This window comes from uncultured Ruminobacter sp., assembly GCA_902764345.1.
Classification (GTDB): Bacteria; Pseudomonadota; Gammaproteobacteria; order Enterobacterales; family Succinivibrionaceae; genus Ruminobacter.
In genome coordinates, this window is sequence record CACWVT010000011.1 from 1 (window position 1) to 24,718 (window position 24,718).

Genomic DNA, 24,718 nt, shown 5'->3' on the forward strand with positions numbered 1-24,718 from the left:
CCCATGAAACGCACACCTGCAACGATAATGGTCTTTGCAGAATGATTGCGGCCCCACTTGGCCATTTCCAGTGAATCGCCGATAAAGCCGCCGGTTTTTTCGGCAAGATGCTGAACCTCATCCGCAGTGTAATAGTGAGCTATCACCACAGCATCCCTTTCCCTGAGTTTTTCGGCTATTCTGTCGGTATACTCCGCAATGTCACTGCTGCTTAATGGAGCCGGAAGATCCGGCAGACTGAGGTTGCTTAAGTCTGGAATGTACATTTGCTCTATCTCCGCATTATGTCCGGTACATAAATTCCCCGAGGGATTTCAGGCGGAGTCCGCCTGAAGCATCAAGACCGGCATAATGCCCAATTGTTTTTATCAGATTAAATTTTTACGCAACGGAACCTGAAGTTATCAGGATCCTGATTCTTTGTTAGAAATTATACTGCACATTAATCATGTATGACGCATGCTGACTGGTCTCCTCAACCGGGAAATCAACCCTGCCGAGACCGAATCTGCCTTCAAAATAGGTCATGAACGCCGGTGAGAAGTGGTAGGCAACCTGCGAGGTTATTTCGGAAACCTCCCTCTTCCTGTTTTCATAACCGTAATAGCCGTATCCCAGGGTGGCGCCGAGACCGTTGTCCATGGTGTAGCCCAGTACACCTTCAAAACCGGACATATGGTGATCCTCGCGCTGATACTTATCCCTGCTGTAAACAAATGAGGTATAAATACCATCATTGAGGTGACCGTAGCTCAGACCGGCACTGAATCCGTGCCTGTCTCCCGCCGGACTCTTATGAAAATCATACCAGTCATAAGACAGTGAGAAAGCCAGACTTTCAAGAAGACCATCCTGCCAGTTATAGGCCATTGCAGCCGCATATCCCGCATTCACGTCAAGATCCTGCACCATAAGAGTATCACGGTGGAGATGTGTTGCCATGTTGTCACGCGGAGTCTGATAGCTGAAACCAAAGGTGTAACCGCCCACGGCATTAACATACATTATCTGCCCTTCCTGACGGCCGCCGAGCTCCCAGTAGCTGTTTGAATTATCACCGTAATGCTCAAAAACATCATTCATACCGACAGTAATGTATCTTGCGGTATCCCCCTGTCCGAACACGAGAGTACCATACTGACACAAATCAAAACCGGTATAGGCATAACGGGTATCAAAACGATCGTTGTCAGAGCTTTCTGATGAAACTTCCCACTCACCGAAAGCCACAGCCTTGATATTGGTTACAAGAGTGCTCGAAGCGGATACGCCGAGTCTGGCCTCCCCTTCCACGGAAGCCTTTGACTTCTGATTGTGATCTCTTGTCCTGTTCGCCTGCTTGTTGTAGAAACCTCCTTCAAGCCGTCCGAAAACATTCAGCTGCGTACCGTTGTCATCATATACGTTTACGGCATGTGCTGAACCTGACACCAGCACCGAAATCATTGCCGCAACCAGTGGTAATCTCATAAAAAACTCCGTTTAAATATTGTGTGATGCAATATTATCACAATTAATGTCAAAATGCCGATTAAATTGAACCGCAGGTCTTTGAATGCGAGGACTTTCACTAAGACAGCACTCCACCACCATAAAACTCAGAAGAGGCATGTCTGACCGCAGAAAAAAACGGCATGCGGTTTTCCGCATGCCGTTTATGCTGTTCTTCATAAGACAGCCGCATCAGGCCTGACACGGCTTAATCCATAATTAGAAGTTATACTGAACACCAACAGTCAGTAAATCGTGAGCCTTGTCCTTGAATCTTACGTAATCAGGAACGGTTCTGTTTTCTGTATGATTTGTAGGAGCGAGTAATGCGTCAGCGTAAACGAGGAACTGATCATTGAAGTTGTACTTAATTTCGAGGTCAATGTCATTTACAACTGTTTCACCGCCGAACTGGGCATTTTCGTAACCGAGAAGGAACTGCCAGCCTTCAATGCCGTAGCCTGCAACAACTTCATAGCTGTTTACGTCATTCAGCTTGTAGCCGTTACGCTTTGCATATTTTGAAAGCTGATAACCGGCAGCACCGTAGAAACCGTCACCGATTTCACCTACTGAGAGACCAAAGCCGAATGAATCTCTGCTTAAGCTTGAGGAAAGACCTACCAGGTCTTCGTTCTGTGCCTCAGTTTCTTCGGTATTATATGTATCGTAACCTGCACCTAAAAATATAGGAAGACTTTCCTGATTAAAGGTATAACCGAGAGAAAAAGCCGCACCTGACTTAACGCCTCTAAGACCGGCAGACTGGTATGTTGCACCGAAACTGAAGCCGTTCAGATCTTCAATGGAGTAGATAATCTGACCTTCCTGACGGCCGCCGTCAGCATAAGCACCAAGGGTATTAGCGGAGAAGAAAATATCTTCGTACACATCGGTAACGCCGAGTACATTGTAAAGTGCGGATTCAGTCTGACCGAACTTCAGTGAGCCGAAGTGATCGGTTTCAAAACCAACGGTTGCATAACGGGTATCGAACTTGCCGTTTTCAGAACTTTCTGAGGCAACCTGCCATTCAGCAAACGCCGCAGCGTTCACGCCGTCATAAATTCTTGTCTTGGCATCAACGTTAAGACGTGCTGAACCTTCAACCTTAACCTTGTGCTGATCTGTTTCATCGAAATCATATGCAGCAAACACACTGTTGATGTTTGACTGAACACGGCCGCCTAAATTAAGGCTGGTATTGTCGTTATTATATACGGTTGCTGCCTGAGCGGCTGAAGCAGTCATCATGCTCACTGACAGAGCAAGTAAAGTCTTCTTAAACATGTTAAATTCCTTCATGTAATACAGCAAATAATGTATCGAAAAATTTATTATAGTTTTAGCGCCCCAATTATACATTTTTTGTTAGACTTTGCTAACACTTTTTTATGTTATACATCAGGGAGCCTTATCAGGACACCTGTTATAATCCTCAACTTAAAACAATGCATGATTCAGGCCAGATGTTATCATCAGTCAGCGCTTTCTGCTTAAAAAATCAGTGCAAAGGATACAATCACCCGCTCATTAATAAAGATTTTTTAGAAAAGATTATTAAAGAAAAATAATCAATCCTATAAAAAAATATCATAATAAAAAAGTAATTTTGAAAGCCTTCAGAAATTAAGGATGTTTTTCACAGAATATTTCCGGAGTAAATGAAGTCATAAATGGTAAAAATTACCATTTTAATGCACGGTAAAAAAACAAAGAGGCACCGGGCAGAGCCCGGTACCTCTGAATGACACATTTTTAGTTAAGGTATGCTGCTTCCGTTAGAAATTGTACTGAGCGGCAATTGATACCTTATCGTCGCTTCTTTCGCCGGTAGATGAAATCTTATTACCGAGTACATCAACGCGGTCGATATCAGTTACACCGATTTCGGTTTCAAGCAGAACCTTGAAGTTTGAGTTGAAGTTATACTGAAGTTCGCCGATGAGATTACTCTTAAGAATGGCGTGTCCCTGTCTTAAGTTCTGGTAACCGGCATAAAGAACCCAGCCACTTTCCCAACCATAAGATGCAAGAGCTTCCCAGCCGTTCTTATTCTTGGAATCCTTATAATCAGTGAACTGATAAAGAAGACCTGAGTAGAAACCGTCACCTTCAGTACCTAATGAGAGACCTGCGGCAACAGACTGCTTGTCATCGGTTGAATCGGCAACGTCATAGAAATCATAGCCGAGGGCTGCAACGAGAGGCAGACCAACATCAAAGGTATAGCCTACAGATGTTGCCGCACCGTTGTTAACGGCATCAAGACCTGCAGACTGATAGGTTGCGTTGAATACCAGACCACCATTGGTGTAGTTGTACTTAATCTGACCTTCCTGACGACCGCCGTAAGACCAGTAGGTATTACCGCGTGAACCATAATCGGTGAACACATCGGTTCTGTCAATTACATAGTAGATACCGGTATGATCCTGACCGAATGTTAAAGTACCGTAATTATCAGTCTTAAAACCGGTATATGCAAAACGGGTATTCCACTTACCGTTCTGAGATGTTTCTGAGCCTACTTCCCATTCGGCAAAACCAATGGCCTTCACGCCGTCATAAATCTTTGTGGAACCGTCGACACGCAGACGAGCCTTAGTTTCAAGAGCCGCCTTATCATGGTCGGCCGTAGCTTCTACGCTGTTGAAGTTAGCCTGAACACGACCACCTAAAACGAGGGAGGTATCATCAGTATTGTATACGTTTGCCGCATGAGCATAGTCGAAAGCAATGAGAGCAACCGCACCGGCAAGTAATTTGGTCTTTATAGTCATAGTATCTGTTCCTTCATAAGTTGTTTTTGAAAATTTATATTTTTTCTTTATCAAAACTGAAACGCCGAAATGATATAGCAATTCACAAGTCGTTTTCAATTCCGTTTTTATTTCATATCTATTCGATATGTTTTATATGGTTTACATGACATACTTTACACTTTTAATAATTACTTGTCTATAAAAATTCGTAAAAAAATTTTTTACTGATAGAATTTGAACAAAAAATATACGCCTTTGACAGGCTTTTTATCCTGCCCAACACCTTTCCGTTGTCCAAAAAAACAGGAACGGATTATAATGTATCGGCGTCACTCATAATAATTACCGGTAGTTAACCGCTCGGGGCATGACGCACTTTAAGGGAAATTCCCCCGTTATCGGGCCGGTTCTCCCAAAACACGGCGGTTTGCTTAACCGAAACCTGCAGCTAACAAAACAAGGAATATTTTAATGAAGAAACAGATTCTCGTACCCGCTCTGCTTGCCGTTTCAGCCGTTGCAGCGGCAGTAAATGCCGAAGCGGCGTCTTTCAAAACACCAAAGAACTACAGCATCATAATCGCAGACGGAGCAAAAACGACCGGATATTTCAGTGAAACGAGAGAAATGGAGCTGTCCGAGGGAAAGCACCAGCTGGTTGTCATGTTTAAGGGAGCATTCAAAAAGGGACATGACAAGATTATTGCTTCAGCAGTAAACCCGATAGTTATTAACATACCTGACGTAAAGAAGGATGACAGCTACTCATTTACCTTCCGCCGCATAACAGACTACGACGATGCCATGGACTATGCCGCCAAGCAGAGCATCACAATTACCAAAAACGGTGCTCCGGCAGACCGCGATGAGGCATCATACATGATTCTGAAGTCAGACAGGGGCTTTCAGCTTGACCGTGATTACATATCTGAGCTGAAGAGTCTCGACCTTCTTTACGTTTCCGAAAGCAATAAGGAAATAAAGAAGAATACTGCCGAGAAGCTTTCGAACTGCAGAGATTCCTTTACCGACTGCCCTACTGAGGTTGTGGCCAGCTCAGAAAACATAACCGCCGTGGCTGAAAAATCAAAATCAGAGGAAAGGACATCCGGCGCCACAACGGAAAATAACATATCTGCTGATAAGGTAAACGTGCAGATGCTTGAAGGCCTTAAATCTATTTACGGCAGTGCCGATCCCGAAACCAGAAAAGCCTTTAAGGAATGGCTTAAGAACAACTGATAAGGAACGACACCGTTCATACTCTAAACTCTTTCAGGCCGGAGCGACATAAAATGCCCTCTTGATAAATACTCACCTGAGCGGTTCAGTCCACAGGTGTATATACCTTCCAAGATGGGCAAAATCCTCGCTGCGGCTGTACTCCAGCTCAAATGAAAGCAGATCGTCAAACTTGCTCACCTGTTCACTCTTGTCACGCATATAGTCATGAATGATTCGGACACCGCTCATTCCCGATACCGTAAGTCCGCTTTCGGCAAGCCAGCGCCTTACCTCACTGATATATAAAGGAGTTATAGGTGTCAGCTTCTGACGGCGCTTTTTGACAAGTCCCTGTCTGATGTAATCAAAATTTCCGACCACCAGACTCTGAAACAGCAGAGCCGTACGGTTATAGAACATAAGTGACAGCACACCGTTAACATCCAGCATTGACTTAAGAATACCGATCACCGGCTTCGGATCCACCAGCCACTCAAGAACGGCGTGACATATCACCAGATCGAATTTTTCACCGGGAAGAATCTCGTTAAGCTTCTGAACCTCGCCTTTCATGAAGGTAATCCTTCCGCTGACGGAGTGTTCCTCAAGCTCCCTTTTGCCTAGATCCAGCATATCCTGAGAAATGTCAACAAGGGTAACGTCATGCCCCAGGGCTGCAAGCTTCATTGCCATGAATCCGAATCCCCCGCCGGCATCAAGCACCTTGAGCGGACGGGACATTTCAGGCTTTGCCAGAATCTCCTCCAGATCTCTCCAGACAACGGCTCCACGTATTTTTCCCTTACTGGTGCCGTATATCTGCTTCTTGAAAAATTCCGCTCTGTTGTCAAAGCTCTGATCATGTGGCGGAGCTTTCTGTTTTAACATCCGAATTCCCCTAATTATCTTTTTCCATTGCTGTTTTTTCTGCGGCTGCCGGAAACGCAATCCGTTTTACGGGTTTGCGGCTTGCTCCGAATATCGGAAATGCTGTTCACCGCTTATTGACAGACATTAAATTTTATCAATTCATGTTTTTGTAACGGATACTTACCTTCCGCTAAAACATGCGTATTTATGCATGTTTTTTGAACTACGTCAAGGTTTTTTACTTATTCACACTTTTGGGGTATAAACTTGTGAATTAAAATAAATCAAGCGATTTTATTATTTTTCAGTCTAAAATAGCACCATACAGTCGGCTATTTTGACAGTTTTTTCATCACTTTTTAAAACCGCCTGTGTCTAACCTCAAAGCCTTTATGATGGGCATCTCCGTAATCATGCTTCATTCACCACGAAGTTTTACCAGTCATTCATGAAACAGTCACTGCTGAAATCCGTCTGATTTTTCTAACGCCTCTTTCAGCTTAAATTGTGATTCTCAAGCCGTGAGCTAGAGCAGAAGAAATGGGCCCAGATTGGTGTTTTTAGGAATGGCAAACTCATCAGGATAGGTAACGTCAACAAGATATAGTCCGTCAGGTTGGGCTGTAGGTCCGGCCTTAGTACGATCCTTTCCCTCAAACACCTCAGCCATCCAGCTTACCGGCTGATGACCATACCCCACCTCAAGAAGGGAACCGACGATGTTTCTCACCATGTGCAGCAGAAAAGCATTGGCGGTAATATCCACTATAACGTAATCCCCAATACGGCTAACGGACACCCTGTGCACATTGCGCCACGGGGTTCTGCTCTCACATCCGGCTGCCCTGAAGCTGGTAAAGTCATGCTCGCCGACAAGACATTGAGCTGCTTCATTCATGTCGAACTCGTTCAGCGTGCCGTGATAATAATGTGAGACCTTTCCGGAAAGAATTCCCGGACGGCTGCGGTTGTTGAGAATAACATAACGGTATCGTCTCGCCGTAGCAGAAAATCTGGCATGAAAATCATCCGACGTTTCCTTTACCCACTTCACACTGATATCTGAAGGCAGAAAGACATTTGTTCCCAGCATCCAAGCATGAGACGGTCTGACGACGTCAGTCGTAAAATTGACGACCTGTCCCGTTGCATGCACGCCGGCATCAGTTCTGCCGGCACAGAATGTCTCAATATCAGTTCCGGCCACACGACTCAAAGCCTTTTCGATGCGTTCCTGGACACTGTCAAATGATTTCTGACGCTGAAAGCCTTTATAGGCCTGTCCGTTATACTCTATTCCCAGAGCAATGTTCATTCGGTTTTCCTTTTATTTTCTGACAGCCCCGGTAAAAAACCGGCAAGCCTGATTTTACGGCTAAATATACCACAAATCCCAACGGCAAAAAACCAGCGGAAGGAAATACAATACGGAAGAAACACCGGGAACCGTCTCTTCCGGAGGTTCCCGGTGTTTAGGATTGAAAATCAGATCACAAAGAATTTGGAATGCCCCCATGCCAGCGCAAAAAATACGCTGAACAGGGCAAATACAACCGGCAGAAGGCTGCGCGCAGCCATGTTGTTCTTGACGATAAGAGTGAACGTCAGCAGACATGGCAGCATGCAGAAGAGATATCTTGGAAAAGCATTAACGCCGGTCATGACAGGAATAAGAATGCAGATTATGAAATACAGGGATTCTGCATAGTATTTCTGTCTGAAAAGATACCATACCAGAGGCAGACTCATGATAATCATGATGCTGAAATATTCCTTATAACCGCCCGTCATCAGCCCCTGAATAACGTATTTTACCGGATTGCCCATTGAACGACCCCAGGCCCACTGTATATGCATGAAGGCAAAGCTGTCGCCGGTCAGATTGAACAGATAGTTCTGATATATGAACATCGGCAGCGGCACCAGCATAATTCCCAGAATCAGTTTGAGATTGTTTCTGTTGAAGGTAAAAAGGTTTCTGAAGCCGTACTCCATGATACCGGCAAGAAGAAGAGGAAACACGAACATAACGCCGACATTTCTGGTGGCACTCATGCCCATGGCCACAAGTCCGGCCATCAGGAAATTCTTTTTGGCAATAAATGTAAAGGCCAGTATGGAGAATACCAGGAACAGACTTTCCGAATAAGGCGCCATAAAGTATATTGAGTAAGGCAGGAAGCAGAGAATGACCGTTGATGCCTCACGCACAGAGCGTGACAGATTATGCAGCTTAAGATAGTTGTTCCACAGAAACAGTGCCAGCAGGAATGACAGATTGCTTACGGCCATAAGTCCCAGAAGATAATTGCCTCCCAAAACGAAGGATACTGCTCTGGCAAGCATCGGATATCCCGGCAGGAATGCCCAGTTTGCAGCATGCCCTGTGGTCAGATTCTGAGGCACGGGGGCATATCCGTCTCGGGCCACCGTCTCAAACCAGGCACAGTCAAACTGACACATGATGTTCATGGTATCACCGACAACGTTGCTGAACAACGGCTCATGAATGTAATTTACTTCTGAAGGATAATGATAGTTACCGAGGTAGATGATTGAAAAAAGAACACACCTGGAAATCATGAATATAATAAAAATCCACGAAACTTCCGTAATCTTTTCACCCAGCGAACCGGATTTTAAGGACAGTTTTTCCAACAACCGGTGTCCGCGGCTCACCTCCTTAGGTGAGGAGGCAGACGGGGCTTCGGAATTTTCTCCACCGTCATTTCCGGAGGTAACTTCCTTTGAGTATGGATAATCCCAGGATCTGTTCCACCCGTGAACCGGTGAAGAAACAGCTCTTGAATCATTTCTGTAAGATGTATCGTTATTTAAATCATTATGCATATCAATGAGCCGGATTAAATCCTTATCCAAATATAAGTCAAAACTACGGTTCCGCATCGACGGAACTCCGGTTTATCTGATCCATCACTTATGTATAATTTTTTCGTGAATTCCGATAAACACTGTCATGTCTGTTTATTGTTTTTATAATTCTCAGCCGTTTATTTTTTTACGGGAATATCCGCCGCCTTTCTGAAAACCCAGTATTTTGAGCCCGCATAGCTCAGCACGGTAACAATAACCATTGCGCTAACCACCGGAACGTATCCGTAAAGCCCAAGACAGCTCTTCATCATGGCTATAATCCCCGCCCTGAGGCACAGGGTGACAACTGAAAGGGTAATAAGCTTCATGAATACATCCATGCTTCCCTTCTTTCTGAAGGTTACCCTGCTGTGTCCGAAAAAAGATACGCTGAAAGCCACGCAGAAGCTTATCACGGACACGGTTTCCTCAAAATACCTGCCTACGGTATCGCTCACGGTCTCTGCTGAACAGTCAGCTCCAATAAGACCTGCAAGAGCCTGAACACAGGAACTTAAGCCTTCAGTTCCCACAACCTGAAACATAAAAACGGTAACAGCCAGATCCACGAGAGTCGCCAGCCCGCCCACAACAAGAAATCTGACAATTCTCAGGAATTCACCGTTTTTCAGCAGTCCGAAAATTCCGGAATCCCCGCACGTACCAACACTCATCCGCACTCTCCGTATTCGGTTTAACTACCTGTCGTTTACGTCATTTTCGGAAGTCAGTTCAACTTCCTGTTCAACATGTCCATGCTTCACGCCGGACTTCACGTTACGGTAAATGTTCTCCAGAATATATACTGGTCTGTTCTTTACCTCGATGAAGATGCGTGATATGTACTCACCGAGAATACCAATGGAGATAAGCTGTACGGAACCTAGGAACAGCACGGCACACATGATTGATGCATACCCGGGAACATCGGAACCGTTAATCAGGGTTTTGGTAAAAATGTAAATCATGTAGCAGGAGGCAATGATTCCGAGCATCCCGCCGATATAGCTCCACACACGCAGAGGCATGCTTGAGAAGCTTACTATTCCGTCAAGAGCGAAATTCCACAGCTTCCAGTAGTTGAACTTTGACGAACCTTCCTGTCTCTCCGGTCTTTCGTACGGAATACCGTAAGAGGAAAAACCGGCCCATGCAAATATGCCCTTCATGAATCTGTTTCTTTCAGGGAGCTGGTTTATCGCATCAATAACCCGACGATCAATAAGACGGAAATCACCGGCATTGACCGGAATGTGAACCTTGTTGGTCATCACGTTGAATACCCTGTAGAAGGCTCCCGCCGTAAGTCTCTTCATCGGAGTGTCCTTGGAACGGTCTACCCTGATACCGTAGACCATGTCATAATCCTTATCAAGCCAGGCTTTTACAAAATCAAGGATGAGGTGAGGAGGATCCTGTAAATCAACGTCAATCGGTACTACCGCATCACCTGAGGCATGTCTGAGACCTGCGGTCATGGCCGCTTCCTTACCAAAATTACGGGAAAGGTTCACCAGAGCTATTCTCTTATCTTTTTCTATCAGCTTTTTAATGATTTCAACGGTATCATCCCTGCTGCCGTCATTCACGAACATGATTTCATAATGACCTTCAATTTCACTCAGTGCCTTGGTAACTTCAACATAGAAACTGTTTATGGCTTCGTGTTCGTTATAAACAGGAACCAGCAGTGTTATAAAATAGTTATTCTTGTCCATTGTTTTCTGCCGAAATAATAATAAATGCCGAAAAGTTGACGATGCCAGCTTTCAGCCGTGTCCGGGCTCCCGTCCGGATACTTGTCCAAAATTTTTCCGCGACTCAGTAAGTCTAGTAAACAGCCTCTTCCAGTTCATCTTCAGCCACGTAGTTGAGACTGAAAACTTCGGAATCTCCCGGAACTGTTGTTCGGGAAGTGATTGCCAGTGCGTAAATGTTTACCGGCAGAGAGGTGCTTACCGGGACGTAGTTAACCTCACCGGGAATCTCGCTTATGAAATCCCGCTCGATCGGTATATAGATTTCGTAGCTCCCGGGTTCGTCAAGATAGGCGGTCGAATGATCACCAACGGTAATCATGGTATGACCCAGCTCCGATTTAAGGCGCAGAAACGCATAAACCGTATCCGGATTCTTATATAACTTGAAAATAAATGCACTTCGGTCGGTAAAGGCCATGCCGCGACCATTGCTGTCAGGTGCGGAAAACCCCGTTCTGTCCAGAAAAAAAGGTCTTTCCACGGTAGTGTCATAAACATGCCCGGGGATGATATACATACTCTGGTATTTATTCCAGAACCTTACTTTTTTATCAAGATAGTAGTACTGATATGAGTCAGACACGTCTCTGTGTCTGTTAAGATCCAGTACATACACGTAATACCCACCCATTGCCAGTATCAGGATGAGCATACATGACACAAAAAGTGCATTACTGTTCTTCATAAACATAATATCCAAATGTTGTTGACTTAAGTCCGCCAGTCACACCTGTTTTCCTGTATCAAGGCGTAATTCGGGACTGTTCATACTTACTTATTATTACTTATGATTATCAGATGTAATCTGCCTGTCATCAGTCTGCATTTCGGTCATTGACATGCACCTTACGGTGCATGACCTGTTATTATGATAATTGTTTTCTGTAGGCCTTATGAAATCAGCCCATCTCGCTCCGTTTACCTTCCTAATAATCAGTCGGTGAGGAATTCGTGACGGGAGGCCTGGTTAAACTTGAAGTAACCTCCAAGAGCCGTAGTTGTGGTTTCACTTGTGGCATCCTGAACACCGCGGGACTTGACACAGTAGTGAGTAGCCGTAATGGTAACGGCAACATTCTGGGTCTCAAGCAATGTCTGCAGAGCCACCAGAATCTGCTGGGTGAGACGTTCCTGAACCTGTGGTCTGCGGGCAAAGAACTGCACTATGCGATTAATCTTGGACAGGCCGATAATCTTTCTTGAAGGAAGATATGCCACCTTGGCCTTACCGTCAATTGTCACAAAATGATGTTCACAGGTACTGGTAAGGGTAATGTCACTTACCTTGACCATTTCATCAACCTTCATCTTGTTGTCAATCACGGTAATTGACGGGAAATTGGCATAATCGAGGCCGGAAAAGATTTCATTAACGTACATTTTGGCAATACGGTACGGAGTGCGGTTTAAGCTGTCATCCGAACGATCCAGCCCCAAAATATCCATGATCGCACCCATGTGCTTTTCAATTTCGGCTCTCTGTTCGTCATGAGACATATCAACGGGAATTCGCGGTGTTTCCAGCCCCTGGGCCAGAAGTGCATCACGTACCATTGCAGCTTCTTTGCTTATTTCACTCATCTCAGTCAGTCTCCGCAGTAATCGCTTTAAACTGACGCTATTGTACTCCAAAACAATAACCTTTTCATAAATTTTTGAGATAAGAAACGAATATAGGAAGGATATCGGGAGTTAACCGAATACACCACTAAAATTTGTTGTTTTTCAGAAAAATTGAAGTTCAGGAATTGTCTTTTTGAAATCCCGTATATTTACAGTCAGACACACTGGTAACGGATTTAATTTCCGTCCGGTAATGTTCTTTATTTAACTCCTATAAAGCCATCAGTCTGTTTCTGCCACAGTCTGGCGTATACCCCCTTCTTTGCCAAAAGCTCCTTGTGGGTTCCCTGCTCGATAATTCCGCCGTTCGATAGAACTATCAGGCGATCCATCGAAGCAATGGTGGACAGTCTGTGGGCAATGGCTATAACGGTTCGGTTCTCCATCAGTCCCTCAAGATTCTCCTGAATTGCAGCCTCCACCTCGGAATCAAGAGCAGAGGTAGCCTCATCAAGAATAAGGATAGGGGCATTCTTGAGAATAACTCTGGCAATCGCAATTCGCTGTCTCTGCCCCCCGGAAAGTCTTACGCCGCGTTCCCCTACCTGCGTATCAAAGCCGCTGTTACCCTGAGAATCGCTAAGCAGCTCAATAAAATCAGTGGCTCTTGCCTGATCCGCTGCTGCTCGTACCATAACGTCTAGTTCGGCACTCTCGGTTTCGGCAGATCTTCCGTAGGAAATGTTATCCCTTACGGAACGGTGCAGCAGAGAAGTATCCTGAGTAACCATGGCAACAGCCTGATGCAGTTCATCCTGAGACATTTTTCTGATGTCCACTCCGTCTATGGTGATCATTCCGGAATCAACCTCGTAAAGACGAAGCAGGAGACTGACAAGAGTGGATTTACCGCTGCCTGACGGTCCCACGATACCGATACGTTCCCCCTTGCGGATATGAAGATTAAGACCGTTAAAGACCTTCACCTTGGAATTATAGGCAAACACCACGTCCTTGAAACAGATGTCTCCGTTAAGGTTATTGGATCTCACCGGGGTTTCCGGATCACTGATGCTTATCGGACGGGAAAGTGCTTCTATGCCGTTGTTGACGTTGCCTACATTTTCGAAAAGCATTCCCACTTCCCACATTACCCACTGGGAAAGGTTGGCCGTTCTTATGGCAAGTCCGAGAGAAACGGCCACGGCACCAACCTGCACCATACCATGATTCCAGAGCACCACGGACACCAGAACCAGGGACAGAATCAGCAGATAGTTTATGATCTGAACACTTACGTTGAATCTTGAAACCATGCGCATCATCAGGTATTCGGAATCAACACAGGCCTGCATGTTTCCGCGGGCATAGGATTCCTCCCTTGCATACTGGGAAAAAAGCTTTACGGTCTGGATGTTGGCATAGCTGTCAACAATTCCGCCCACCATGAGAGATCTCTTTTCCGCATTATCATTGCTGAGACGGCTGAGGCGGGGAATAAAGTAGTACATAAGTGACAGATATCCCGCAAGCCATACCAGCATAATAAGCATAAGATACAGATCCGTACCGGCAAGCACGGCCATCATGGTTACGAAATACACCAGAATATGTACGATAACATTGGAGAATTTAAGGACCGTATCGCGAAGACTCAAAGATGTCTGCATAAGCTTCTGAGAAACCCTTCCGGAAAACTCATCCGCAAAATATGAAAGACTCTGTCTCAGCAGATAGCGGTGCATGCGGTAACGCATGCGCATCGGAAAATTAACCCTTATGGTCTGATTAAGAAGCAGTGCATGCAGGGTAATACAGGCAGGAAGGAGCACCAGCGTCATCAGCCCGAACAGGATGAACACGCCATGATAGTCGCAGAATACGGAATTCCCCGTGTATCCGTTAAGTATGTCGACAAAAAGACCGATAAAATAAAAAAGGAAAGCCTCTCCGGCCCCGATTATCGCGGCCAGCACGGATATCATCAGCAGATACCATTTGATGTCACGGGTAAAAAACCAGACGAATCTGAAAAAGCCCTTAGGAGGTTTCTCCACCGGATCATCCGAAAATGGAGACAGTAACTTCTCAAAAAAAACAAACACCTTTGCCGCCAGTCTCTTTTATTCCATCTTTTTCAATGCTTTCCGAACGGACACGCATTTAATTTCTGTTTAAAATCACGGATTAAACATCAGGTATCCGCCACATGCGGAAACGCATGTCCTGCCGTATTCGTCCGATACGGAATTATCCGCATCAGTTTAAAATCTTATTTCCTGAACAATTCCGTTATCAAGATTTCTCAGTGATATACCGTTTTCGTCAATAACGGCCATGCTTTTGTCACTGCCGCCCCTTGGGAAGGTTATTGAGCCCGGATTCAGTATGTAAATGCCGCTGCGGTTCTTCTTAAGCACGGGACAGTGCGTATGCCCGCTCATGAAGATATCGCCTTCGGAAAGTCCAATGAATTCCGCATCCGATTCGTCATAACGGTGACCGTGGGTCATAAATGCCTTTCTCCCATTAATCACGAGAGTATTGTACGTGGCATCTATCGGAAATTCCAAAACGGCTGAATCAACCTCACTGTCACAGTTTCCGCGAACGGCGATTATCTTTTCCTTTACGGAATTAAGAAGCTTCACGATATACATAGGATCATATACTGACGGCAGACCGTTACGCGGCCCGTGATTCAAAAAATCCCCCAGAAAAATCAAAAAGTCGGCATTATTGGCATCAGCCACATTCAGTGCTTTTTCCAGATTTTCGGCATTGCCGTGCACGTCTGATATTACCGCATAAGTAGTCATCTCTGAATTCCCCCTGTTTCTGTGGCTATTATATCTCATTTGATTTATTTTGACTGAGCCATGTGACTTTTGGGCGGCAAAAAAACAAATTGGGATAGTACGAAAAAACCGCTCAAGAATCCATAACATGAGAAATCCCCGCACCGGCCAGACTGTCATCCGTTTCTGTCAGCTCTGACGAATTCCTTAACCACAGTCAGGATGTTTCTCACGTGACGTAAAACATACCTTTCATTCCAAGGAAAAGCTGATACCTAATGGTGAGAAAATCATTAAATATTTACATTTATCTAACAAATATTTATACTTAAAATGTTGTGTATCACAAATACACAACCTAAATAATAACAACATACATTTTTGTCTTTTGGAGACCTTACATGAAATCAATCACCGTTGAACAGTGCTTCAGCAACTTCACCAATGCTTTTAAAATTTCATTACCGTCAACTCCTGCACTGGTACTGGCCTCTATCGTATTATTCCTGCTACTCCTTGTTTTCTTTATGGGACTGGCATTTCTTCTTACTGCAGTATTAGGACCTTTCCCTTGCGTCGCAGCCTTTCTTGTAAGACTCATCGCAAACCTTCTTCAGGTGGTAATTGCCATCGGATTAATGAATGTTGCCTGCAAACATATTTTTTACCGTGAAAAAGTACGCTGGAACAGTGTCGTATCCATACTTGGCGATTGGGATTTCTTTTTAAAGGCTCTCGGTTTGGCAATTCTGTGGATTCTTGCGTATGCAGCACTTTTCTTTGTCATAGGACTGCTGGCCTCTCTTCTTATTGGTTTGGGGGCTGCACTCAATTCATTTACAGTTTCAATTCTGATCGGAATCATACTCGGCATTCCTGTCCTTGGATTGTGTTTAATACTCGGAAACGGAACGATGTTAAGCTACTATCTGCTCGTACCTTACGGAGAAAACGAATCTGTTTTTTCAGCTTTCAGTAAAGGAATAATGGCATCATTTAAGAATCTGTCCGTAACGGTTTCGGTTTTCATCGTTACTTTATGCATTTCCCTGCTGTCCATTATCATCGTACTGCCGATGTTTTATCTGATATCACACCACGCATCACCGGTTTCCATTATCCTGTACACGATTCCGGTAGCTGTTTTAATTATAACCAGCGGTTACGCCTATATATGCTTCTACAGTCAGACCGGTCACTACATTTTTTCAAATGAGAACGCTGACAATGAGAATACAGGCTATAACGGGTATTCTGGCTATAACAACTACGAAAGACTCAACTAAACGGCAGGCGGAACATCCGCTGAACGATAATCATGATGAATCGGCTTCCTAAAACAGTGAAGCTTGTAATATTGGAGGAGGTGCACTATATAGTGACACCTCCTTCTTCTGTCTCAGGATCAGAACATTTTCGGTTTTATCCAAGATTGCTGTTTTCTGAATTACTTAAGCATCGTTGTATCGTTATCTGAAGAATTTCTGCTGCAGTCGTATTATTCATTATAGTATCTCTCCGTCTCATCCTAATTTCCGCTAGCAATTATCCGATTGGCATCATACCCTGCCTGTCTCTTTTATTTGAGACATCTATCAGCCCGTACACCCAAATGTCTCGCATGACCGCAAACAAATTTCTGCCAACCTCACCGTAAATCCTTAAAAACCATTCTGAACATGATAAAACTGTTTAAATAAACAGCATTTCGCCGTATAAAATGATTTTTTCGGCCAAAGCTGTTGCAATTACGAATTTTTGTGTTAACATTATGCACAATTCAATTTGACGCGGGGTGGAGCAGTCTGGTAGCTCGTCGGGCTCATAACCCGAAGGTCGTTGGTTCAAATCCGGCCCCCGCAACCATCTGCCGACAGGCATTCAAAAATCCGTAAAATCTTTTTTATCCGCACTAAGTTTAATCTGCTTTATTTTCCTTAACCGTTTTTATTCCGTTTATCATTTTCTGCAGCCTAATGCATTCCTTCCCGGATAAATTTTCCGACACATAAACATCCAAAAAGAACAAAAATACGACAAATAAACCTAAAATAATTTTTTTTCGCACAAAAACTTGCAAATACAGGAAAAAGTGTTATTATAAGCACACTTCCGTTTGGCGCGGGGTGGAGCAGTCTGGTAGCTCGTCGGGCTCATAACCCGAAGGTCGTTGGTTCAAATCCGGCCCCCGCAACCATCTTCAAACATTTTTCTGATAAATCATTATTCAATAAAATCTCTGAACGTTTTGTTATTGTTTTAGTCATTATTTACCGTTCATTGTTACATATTCACTCTTTTCCTGACTCTTTCATAAACAACCTATTCTCTCCTGCTTACTGATATCGGTCTGCATGCGTTTTTCACATCACTCACGTTTTGAACCATCAGGAGATACAGAAAACGACGTTCATCAGGAAAATACTACGCTCAAAATTGAATCCCGCCGTCCTCTGTATGGTTATCAGTTTAAGGTATTAAACCAGAGAGTTTTTTCAAAAAACGTATAATCGCAAAACACCGGATTTTATCCTGAGCTTCATAGACTTAACCGATACTCAGGCGATACTCCATAATATAGTCATCCATGACATACCCGCATCCGATATCCGTTACTACGGCGTCAGCCTGAATGAAACCCAATTTTTTATAGGCTTTTATGGCATTAATGTTTCCCTTGTTTACGGTAAGCACAATACGCTTTCTGTCATGGGCTTTTGCGAATTCCACAATCTTATAAAACGCTTCCGTAGCAATTCCCCGGTGTCTGAAATCCTTAAGAATATAAAGCTTTGACAGAAAAAGATAATCATCCCTTACCGACAGTCCCGTGTAACCTGCTTTTACGCCATCGGCCACAATGTAGAAATAGCTGTAATTTTCACTTTCAAGCTGCCTTGTCATAGCCTCGGCAGACTGGAACCTGTTAATCATGTATTCAGTCTGACCTTCAGGAAGTCTTTCGGTCCAGTACTCACGCCAGATGGAAGACGCAAAATCAGCCATCAACCTTATTTCATCAGGAACCGGACTTATCTGTTTCAGTATAATTTCGTTCATGAAGCATTCCTTAAACTTTAAATGATGCAATCCAATTTCTGATTGAATCAAGCGACTCACCGACATGACTGCCAGTAATGGCCAATCCTGGTTCTATTTCGGCCCCCGGACAGTACTTTTTCAGGTCTTCCTCACTGTGCCCCAGACCGGATCCTTCATGAGTCATTAGCGGATGTATTCTTTTTCCCTTAAGGTCAAGCCTCTCCAGCTGGGCATACACGGCCATCGGGAAAGTAGACCACCAGCACGGACCGCACACAAAGATGTCATCGTAACCGCTGACATCAGACAGATATCTGACAAGTTCAGGCTTTATCCCAAGCTTCTTCTCTGCCTTGGCTTCATTTGTACACTCGTAATAGTCTTCGCTGTACTTTGTTACGGTTTCAATACGGAATACGTCGGCATCTATCTCATTAAGAAGATACTCAACAGCCGTTTCAGTATTGCCCTTATCAAGGAATCTGATATCACCGCCGACGAAATTCAGCCCAGGACGTGAAAAATAAATCACCAGATTTTTAGTCATATAAAGCCTCACACAGACATGTTTTTCTGCAGGTAAACATTATTAAAACAAAACAGAAAAACATATTAATTCAGTCAGAAGTCTTTCTCAAAGAAAATGCACTGACGACCTTGGCAAAAAATGATCCGCACCTGAAAATGCATTTATCATCCATCAGTACGAAGTGACGCACCTACCTGACGGTTCGAAAAAATAAATACACCTTTTTCACTGATTTTTTCGTCTCTGCCGACGTGGTGATGTAAAATAAGCCGCAGTTAATAAAGCCAATTTTAAAAAGGAACCGATTCACTGAATCAGAATAACCGATATGCAAATTTACGCTGACAGATATTTTAGCAGTCCGGCTGAAATCATTGAAGTATTCAGCCCGGAGGATGTGAAAGCAGGAATTGACAGGATCGAAAAACTCAGAAATGACGGTTTTCACCTTCTCGGCTACATGCGATACAATCTCGAAAAGCCGAACGGCAAAGGAATGCCTCTTGTATATTTTGAAGCATATGAAAACTCCTTGGCACAACCACCGGAAAAACAGGAGGAAGCCGGAAATACCGGTACCGAAAGTCCGCGTGGCAACGGAGAACCGGTCGGAACATGTCTGTGCCCGCTGATTACCAAAAATGAATACGTAAACATGATTGCATTCATTAAGGAACAGATTCTTAACGGCATAACATACGAGGTTAACTACACCTACCCGTCCGTTCTGAAAACCAACCTGTCTGATACCGAACTGTACGGATACCTGCTGCCACGGCAGACAACTCCCTACAATGCATTCATCAGAAACAGATACGAAACCCTGATGTCATTTTCTCCTGAACTGTTTTTCAAAATAAAGGGAAGACACATTCTTACCAAACCGATGAAGGGTACAATCCGTCGCGGCTCAACCGCTGAAGAAGATGCCGCAAACAGAAATTTTCTGGCCACGGATGAAAAAAACAGGGCTGAAAATCTAATGATTGTGGATCTGCTCCGCAATGATCTCGGAATTGTTGCCAAGGACGGCAGCGTCAGGGCGGACAGACTTTTTGAAATAGAGGAACACCCTACCGTATTTCAGATGACATCAGAAATCTCTGCCGAATTAAGGGATGACGTAACGCTTTACGATGTTATCAGAGCAGTCTATCCGTGCGGTTCAATAACCGGAGCACCAAAGAAATCAACCATGAAGGTTATTGAACAGACCGAACCATTCGACAGGGATATATACTGCGGAGCCGTTGCATACCTGCACGGGGACGAAACGGTATTTTCGGTACCGATAAGAATCCTGCAGAAACGCCGTAACGAACAGGATTTCAGATATTATGCCGGAGGAGCTGTAACATTTGATTCAACAGCTGATGACGAATGGAACGAAACCCTGACCAAGGCAAGATTTCTTGAAAGCGGACTGTCACTCATCGAAACCGGAACGGGAGACAGCGAGCTTCACATTAACAGGCTCAGAAAATCAGCCGGTGAACTGGGCTTCAGATGGAATGATGAACTTGATTCATTCATTTTTCCCGAAAATATTGTTTCCCGCATAGAACTTTACAGGGACGGACACTATGCCGTAACAACAAGGCAGATACCGGCACCTGCGGACAGGCCTAACGTAAGAATACACGGAAAGGTCAATTCGGCAAACCCTTTCCTTTACCATAAGACAACCGTCAGAAGCGGCTATCCGCATGAATTCTTTGAGGAAATAAGAACCAATGAGAAGAATGAAATCACTGAAGGCACCTTCACCAATGTTGCCGTAAGGTACGGAAATGAAATGTTTACCCCGCCGCTCTGCTGCGGTCTGCTTAACGGTGTCATGAGACAGAAGCTTATCGCCAACGGTACTCTGCAGGAAAAAATCCTGCATCCGGAGGATCTGATTAATGCCGATGCCGTATACTGTCTTAATTCAGTAAGAGGCCTGTTTGAGGTGAAATTATGCTTGTAATAGATAATTATGACTCTTTTACCTATAACATTGTTCAGTATCTAAAAATACTCGGCATAAACCCCATTGTCATAAAAAATGACGAGCTAACTCTCAGTCAGATAAAGAAACTGGATTTTAACCGAATCATCGTCTCCCCCGGATGGGGTTCTCCGGAGAATTCAGGGGTAAGCATGGAGGTTATTGACCATTACCGTGACAGTATGCCAATACTTGGCATCTGCCTCGGCATGCAGTGCATTGCCAGATACTTCGGCGCCGACATTGTCAGAGCCCCACGTCCATGTCACGGCAAGAATTCCGAAATATATTTCAGACCGGACTTCAAACTGTTTCAGGGCTTTAATCAGGGCTTCAGTGCCACAAGATATCATTCACTCATGATATCAAATCCGTCTGATGATATTGACATCACCGCAGAAACGGCAGACCATATTCCCATGGCACTGAAAATCAGGGGAAGAAATATCTACGGGGTTCAGTTCCACCCTGAAGCGATACTCACGGAACACGGCCTCGACATATTCAGAAATTTTATTGAAATCTGTTAGGAAAAAATCCGGCAGGACACCTGACAGAAGATATTTCCGACAGAAAGCGACTAAAGATAAAATCCGACTCGGTAATTCCGAGCCTGAAAAGAGGAAGAGAAATGCTGCAGGATATAGGCGAACACGTATTCAAAAATGAATTCTCGCTCAGAAGACCGCCAAAAGCAGGAGATTCGGTTCTGGCCTTTCATGAAAGAACCGTATACGTTGCCGGAAACGGCAGTTCCGCCCCCGTTACACTGCCTACGGCAGACTGCTTCAATGAAGCGGATCTCGTCTATCTTTTTTCCATTGATGACAGAGCTTATTTCCTGTTTAAGGGAAATCACGCCCTGCTAAATCTTCCCGGATTTTCATGGCAGAACAATACAGTTCTGCGTTCGGACAATCCGCGCATGACCTGCTTTGCTGGATTTACGGCATACCACCTGTACAACTGGTATTTTAACAACAGATATTGCGGCAGATGCGGAACAGAAACAGTTCATTCCGCAAAGGAAAGAGCTCTGATATGCCCTCACTGCAATAACATAATCTATCCGAAAATAGCCCCAGCAGTTATCGTGGGAATAACGGACGGAGACAGAATAGTGGTAACGAGATACAGGGATCGCCCGTACCGAGGTCTTGCCCTTATCGCAGGATTCTGTGAAATAGGTGAAACACCGGAAATGACTGCCTGCAGGGAAGCCATGGAGGAAGTCGGACTTAAAATCAAAAATCTGAGATACTGCGGATCTCAGCCCTGGGGGCTGGACAGCAATATTCTGTTCGGCTTCATGGCTGAAGTTGACGGCAGTACCGACATAATCCGTGACGAGAACGAACTTGCGGAAGCATTCTGGATATCCAGAGAAGAACTTACGGAACCGGACTCCACCATCTCACTCACAAAAACCATGATCGGAAATTTCAAAAAGAACGGATTCAAATTCTGAAACAGCCACAGATAACTCACACGGAACTTGCCAACGCCCCGTGAATATCCTTCAGACGGTATTTTCCCTCCTCCATAAGCAACATAGTCCTGTACGAAACCGCAGTTAGACTATAGAATGAAGAAAAAACAGAACAGATGACAGACGTAACCTGCGGTTCTGAGTAACAGACAACAAAACAAAAAGAAGAAACACACAACCATGAATAACATATCACGCCGTGCCGACACCATTTCGGGACATCTGGCCGCTCTGACCACTGTTTCGATATGGAGCGTTACCTACATATCCACCAAGGTTCTCTTAACTGATTTCACTCCGATTGAAATTCTGTTCATACGCTTTGTCATTGCCGTGCTGGCCCTCAAGCTCATTGTCTTTAAAAGCGTGGGATTCCGAAAGAGTGAACAGATTTATTTTGCCCTATCGGGACTTACGGGGCCGTTTCTCTACTTTCTTATCGAGAATTCGGCACTTATATACACTACTGCGGTCAACGTCAGCATAATTCTGACCATTACCCCGATGTTTACGGCCATCGTTACCAGATTCTTCTACAAGGATGAAAGAAAACTGGATTTCTGGTTCTATCTGGGATTTGTTGCCGCTCTTTCCGGTATTGTACTTCTCAGCGTCAAAGGTGCGGCTGACCTGTCATTCAATCCGGTAGGAGATTTAATGTCGGTTTCCGCAGGAATTGTCTGGGCATTCTATTCCGTACTTACAAGAAAGATTAATTCCTTCGGATACAACACCGTATCGGTCACCAGACGTTCCTTTGAATACGGAATAATATACATGATCCCGCTGCTCTTCATCTTTGATTTTCATGTTGAGACTGCGGAACTGCTGAAGCCCGTAAACCTGTCAAACATTATATTTTTAGGACTTTTTGCCTCAGCGGTAAGTTTTACGTTATGGAACCTGTCAGTAAAAAAAATCGGAGCAGTCACGGCCATAATATACCTGTACATTACTCCGGTAATATCCGCACTTGCGGCTGATTTCTTTCTTGGTGAAAAACTGACCCTCACGGGATGGCTTGCATGTTTTATCATAACACTTGGGCTTATCATCTCTCAGGGTGGTCCTAAGCTTCTGCTTAAAAAACTCGGAAGATCGGCCGACAATTCATGATACGTCGGACAAGACAAAACGGAAATTTTCGTTTAGGGATAACTCATGTTGCGGTAATTACGGATGATTACCGCAACATGCGGAAATTCAGACAACTCTCGACTAGTTATAATTACCTTTATTAGTCTTACTAAGTCTGCCTTTGTCTGCTTTCACCTGTCTGCGCCAAAGAAGAACACCAAGCATGAATATGAAGAATGTAAGGGTGCAGGCAACGGTGTATTCATATCTTGTAACAGCACGTTCCCTTGAATCGGAAAGATTCTTGGCAACAAACATCTGAATGTCAGTTATTTCATGCTTGATTTTATGAAGTTTTTCTCTTGCAGAGGTCGTAACCTGAATAAGTTCGTTTGTATTACTTACCAGATACTCATGCCTGCCGACCACACCGCTGTCATCAACACATGAATATTTGAAAAGAGTCATTACGGTACCAATTTCATTTTTGGCCTCTGGCATTTCCGAGTAAAGATTGTCAGTCCAGTTTTCGTATTCTTCAATAAAAACAGCTATCGTCGCCCTGGCTTTTTCAATTTCATCCGTATTGTTGGAACCCAAGGCCTCGAGAACCTTTCTTTCCACCAGTGACTGATATGTCAGAAGATTCAGCATCAGATTATCAACATAGTCATCGGACACCTTCAGCTTCATTTCCTGAAGCATCTGCCTGAATACCGGCTGCCAGACAATAAAATCGGCCTTACTTCTGCCGGCTTCCTTAGCAAGCCGAAAATTGTAGCGTCTTTTTTCAGTCATCTGGTCCATGATGTTCAGGAAGTCTCGAGCCAGCATGGCAACTTCATTAATTTTGCTGTTGAGATAATCATCTGATGACTTACAGGAAAAACCGGAGAATCTGGCAAGACTGTATTCAAACTGCCGTCTCGAAGCATTCATCTCGACAAGACGTTTTTCGAACTCCTCTTCGGAGTTTGAAATGATTACGTCATGGTGATGTGCCGACAGTGCGAGCAGGCTGTTTTCAACATCCTTTAACAGCAAAAGGAAACTGATTTCGGCAGTATTCGCATCTTTCTGAGATGATGATTCACTGCCGACTTCAGCAATACCGCATTGCGAGAACAGATCGTCGGAATCTTTACTGCAACCGAATAAACCGAAACATATAACAAATCCAATAGTCAGACAAAATTTATTCACGTTGATCCTCCTCAACAGATAATTACCTCGGGACCACATTTAT

22 protein-coding genes and 2 tRNA genes are annotated in these 24,718 nt (G+C 44.3%); 8 read left to right on the top strand and 16 right to left on the bottom strand.

Annotated features, from left to right (window positions below):
* The 4 genes from nadA to QZU58_RS03540 all read right to left on the bottom strand — a co-directional run.
* Nucleotides 1–266, bottom strand: a 266-nt coding sequence (gene nadA / locus QZU58_RS03525; RefSeq protein ID WP_294494946.1) for a quinolinate synthase NadA, incomplete at its 3' end; no start/stop codon positions are given.
* A gap of 157 nt (nt 267–423) precedes the next feature.
* Nucleotides 424–1,470 (bottom strand): hypothetical protein, encoded by a 1,047-nt coding sequence (locus QZU58_RS03530; protein WP_294494949.1) that lies wholly within the window; start codon nt 1,468–1,470, stop codon nt 424–426.
* Nucleotides 1,471–1,710: 240 nt separating this feature from the next.
* Complete coding sequence (locus QZU58_RS03535) at nt 1,711–2,781, bottom strand: porin (RefSeq protein ID WP_294494952.1); 1,071 nt, start codon at nt 2,779–2,781, stop codon at nt 1,711–1,713.
* 491 nt (nt 2,782–3,272) lie between these two features.
* The gene (locus QZU58_RS03540) at nt 3,273–4,274 is read right to left on the bottom strand and encodes a porin (RefSeq protein ID WP_294494956.1); all 1,002 of its coding nucleotides are present in this window, start codon (nt 4,272–4,274) and stop codon (nt 3,273–3,275) included.
* Between the two features lie 453 nt (nt 4,275–4,727).
* Between QZU58_RS03540 and QZU58_RS03545 the strand changes: the two genes are divergently transcribed.
* Nucleotides 4,728–5,498, top strand: coding sequence for a DUF2057 family protein (locus QZU58_RS03545; protein ID WP_294494958.1), 771 nt, complete (start codon nt 4,728–4,730; stop codon nt 5,496–5,498).
* A gap of 72 nt (nt 5,499–5,570) precedes the next feature.
* Here QZU58_RS03545 and QZU58_RS03550 read toward each other — a convergent pair whose 3' ends face one another.
* The 9 genes from QZU58_RS03550 to yfcE all read right to left on the bottom strand — a co-directional run bounded on the left by QZU58_RS03550 (nt 5,571) and on the right by yfcE (nt 15,366).
* Entirely contained in the window at nt 5,571–6,368 is a 798-nt protein-coding gene (locus QZU58_RS03550) for a methyltransferase domain-containing protein (protein ID WP_294494960.1), read from the bottom strand.
* Between the two features lie 508 nt (nt 6,369–6,876).
* Nucleotides 6,877–7,665: a tRNA pseudouridine(38-40) synthase TruA gene (gene truA, locus QZU58_RS03555; RefSeq protein WP_294494963.1), complete on the bottom strand. Its 789-nt coding sequence runs from the start codon at nt 7,663–7,665 to the stop codon at nt 6,877–6,879.
* A gap of 170 nt (nt 7,666–7,835) precedes the next feature.
* Complete coding sequence (locus QZU58_RS03560) at nt 7,836–9,200, bottom strand: hypothetical protein (protein WP_294494965.1); 1,365 nt, start codon at nt 9,198–9,200, stop codon at nt 7,836–7,838.
* 161 nt (nt 9,201–9,361) lie between these two features.
* On the bottom strand, nt 9,362–9,898 hold the full coding sequence (locus QZU58_RS03565) for a GtrA family protein (protein WP_294494968.1): 537 nt from the start codon (nt 9,896–9,898) through the stop codon (nt 9,362–9,364).
* Between the two features lie 24 nt (nt 9,899–9,922).
* On the bottom strand, nt 9,923–10,942 hold the full coding sequence (locus tag QZU58_RS03570) for a glycosyltransferase family 2 protein (RefSeq protein WP_294494971.1): 1,020 nt from the start codon (nt 10,940–10,942) through the stop codon (nt 9,923–9,925).
* Between the two features lie 112 nt (nt 10,943–11,054).
* Complete coding sequence (locus QZU58_RS03575) at nt 11,055–11,669, bottom strand: hypothetical protein (protein ID WP_294494975.1); 615 nt, start codon at nt 11,667–11,669, stop codon at nt 11,055–11,057.
* 248 nt (nt 11,670–11,917) lie between these two features.
* Nucleotides 11,918–12,565, bottom strand: a complete 648-nt coding sequence (gene folE, locus QZU58_RS03580) for a GTP cyclohydrolase I FolE (RefSeq protein WP_294463470.1) — start codon at nt 12,563–12,565, stop codon at nt 11,918–11,920.
* A 242-nt stretch (nt 12,566–12,807) separates the two neighbouring features.
* Complete coding sequence (locus QZU58_RS03585; RefSeq protein ID WP_294494978.1) at nt 12,808–14,604, bottom strand: ABC transporter ATP-binding protein; 1,797 nt, start codon at nt 14,602–14,604, stop codon at nt 12,808–12,810.
* 207 nt (nt 14,605–14,811) lie between these two features.
* Nucleotides 14,812–15,366, bottom strand: coding sequence for a phosphodiesterase (gene yfcE / locus QZU58_RS03590; RefSeq protein WP_294494981.1), 555 nt, complete (start codon nt 15,364–15,366; stop codon nt 14,812–14,814).
* 380 nt (nt 15,367–15,746) lie between these two features.
* On the opposite strand from yfcE, the gene QZU58_RS03595 reads away from it, so the two are divergent.
* The 3 genes from QZU58_RS03595 (at nt 15,747) to QZU58_RS03605 (ending at nt 17,542) form a co-directional block, all read left to right on the top strand.
* Nucleotides 15,747–16,631, top strand: a complete 885-nt coding sequence (locus QZU58_RS03595) for a hypothetical protein (RefSeq protein WP_294494984.1) — start codon at nt 15,747–15,749, stop codon at nt 16,629–16,631.
* Between the two features lie 503 nt (nt 16,632–17,134).
* Nucleotides 17,135–17,211: transfer RNA gene (locus tag QZU58_RS03600), tRNA-Met, on the top strand.
* 254 nt (nt 17,212–17,465) lie between these two features.
* Nucleotides 17,466–17,542 (top strand) — tRNA-Met (locus QZU58_RS03605).
* A 350-nt stretch (nt 17,543–17,892) separates the two neighbouring features.
* Here the strand turns inward: QZU58_RS03605 and QZU58_RS03610 are convergent.
* Together QZU58_RS03610 and QZU58_RS03615 are read right to left on the bottom strand one after the other, a co-directional pair.
* Complete coding sequence (locus tag QZU58_RS03610; protein ID WP_294462071.1) at nt 17,893–18,405, bottom strand: GNAT family N-acetyltransferase; 513 nt, start codon at nt 18,403–18,405, stop codon at nt 17,893–17,895.
* Between the two features lie 10 nt (nt 18,406–18,415).
* Nucleotides 18,416–18,934 carry a flavodoxin gene (locus QZU58_RS03615; protein WP_294494987.1) on the bottom strand — a complete coding sequence of 173 codons (519 nt, stop codon included), beginning with the start codon at nt 18,932–18,934 and terminating at the stop codon, nt 18,416–18,418.
* Between the two features lie 310 nt (nt 18,935–19,244).
* Between QZU58_RS03615 and QZU58_RS03620 the strand changes: the two genes are divergently transcribed.
* From QZU58_RS03620 to QZU58_RS03635, 4 genes are all read left to right on the top strand, one after another.
* Entirely contained in the window at nt 19,245–20,885 is a 1,641-nt protein-coding gene (locus QZU58_RS03620; RefSeq protein ID WP_294494990.1) for a chorismate-binding protein, read from the top strand.
* A complete protein-coding gene (locus QZU58_RS03625) occupies nt 20,876–21,436 on the top strand; it encodes an aminodeoxychorismate/anthranilate synthase component II (protein ID WP_294494992.1) in 561 nt (186 codons plus the stop codon). The genes QZU58_RS03620 and QZU58_RS03625 overlap by 10 nt, the downstream gene beginning before the upstream one ends.
* Before the next feature lie 101 nt (nt 21,437–21,537).
* Entirely contained in the window at nt 21,538–22,374 is an 837-nt protein-coding gene (gene nudC, locus QZU58_RS03630) for an NAD(+) diphosphatase (RefSeq protein WP_294494995.1), read from the top strand.
* 201 nt (nt 22,375–22,575) lie between these two features.
* On the top strand, nt 22,576–23,511 hold the full coding sequence (locus QZU58_RS03635) for a DMT family transporter (RefSeq protein ID WP_294494997.1): 936 nt from the start codon (nt 22,576–22,578) through the stop codon (nt 23,509–23,511).
* Between the two features lie 102 nt (nt 23,512–23,613).
* On the opposite strand, the gene QZU58_RS03640 is transcribed toward QZU58_RS03635, so the two are convergent.
* On the bottom strand, nt 23,614–24,675 hold the full coding sequence (locus QZU58_RS03640) for a hypothetical protein (RefSeq protein WP_294495000.1): 1,062 nt from the start codon (nt 24,673–24,675) through the stop codon (nt 23,614–23,616).
* Between the last annotated feature and the right edge of the window lie 43 nt (nt 24,676–24,718).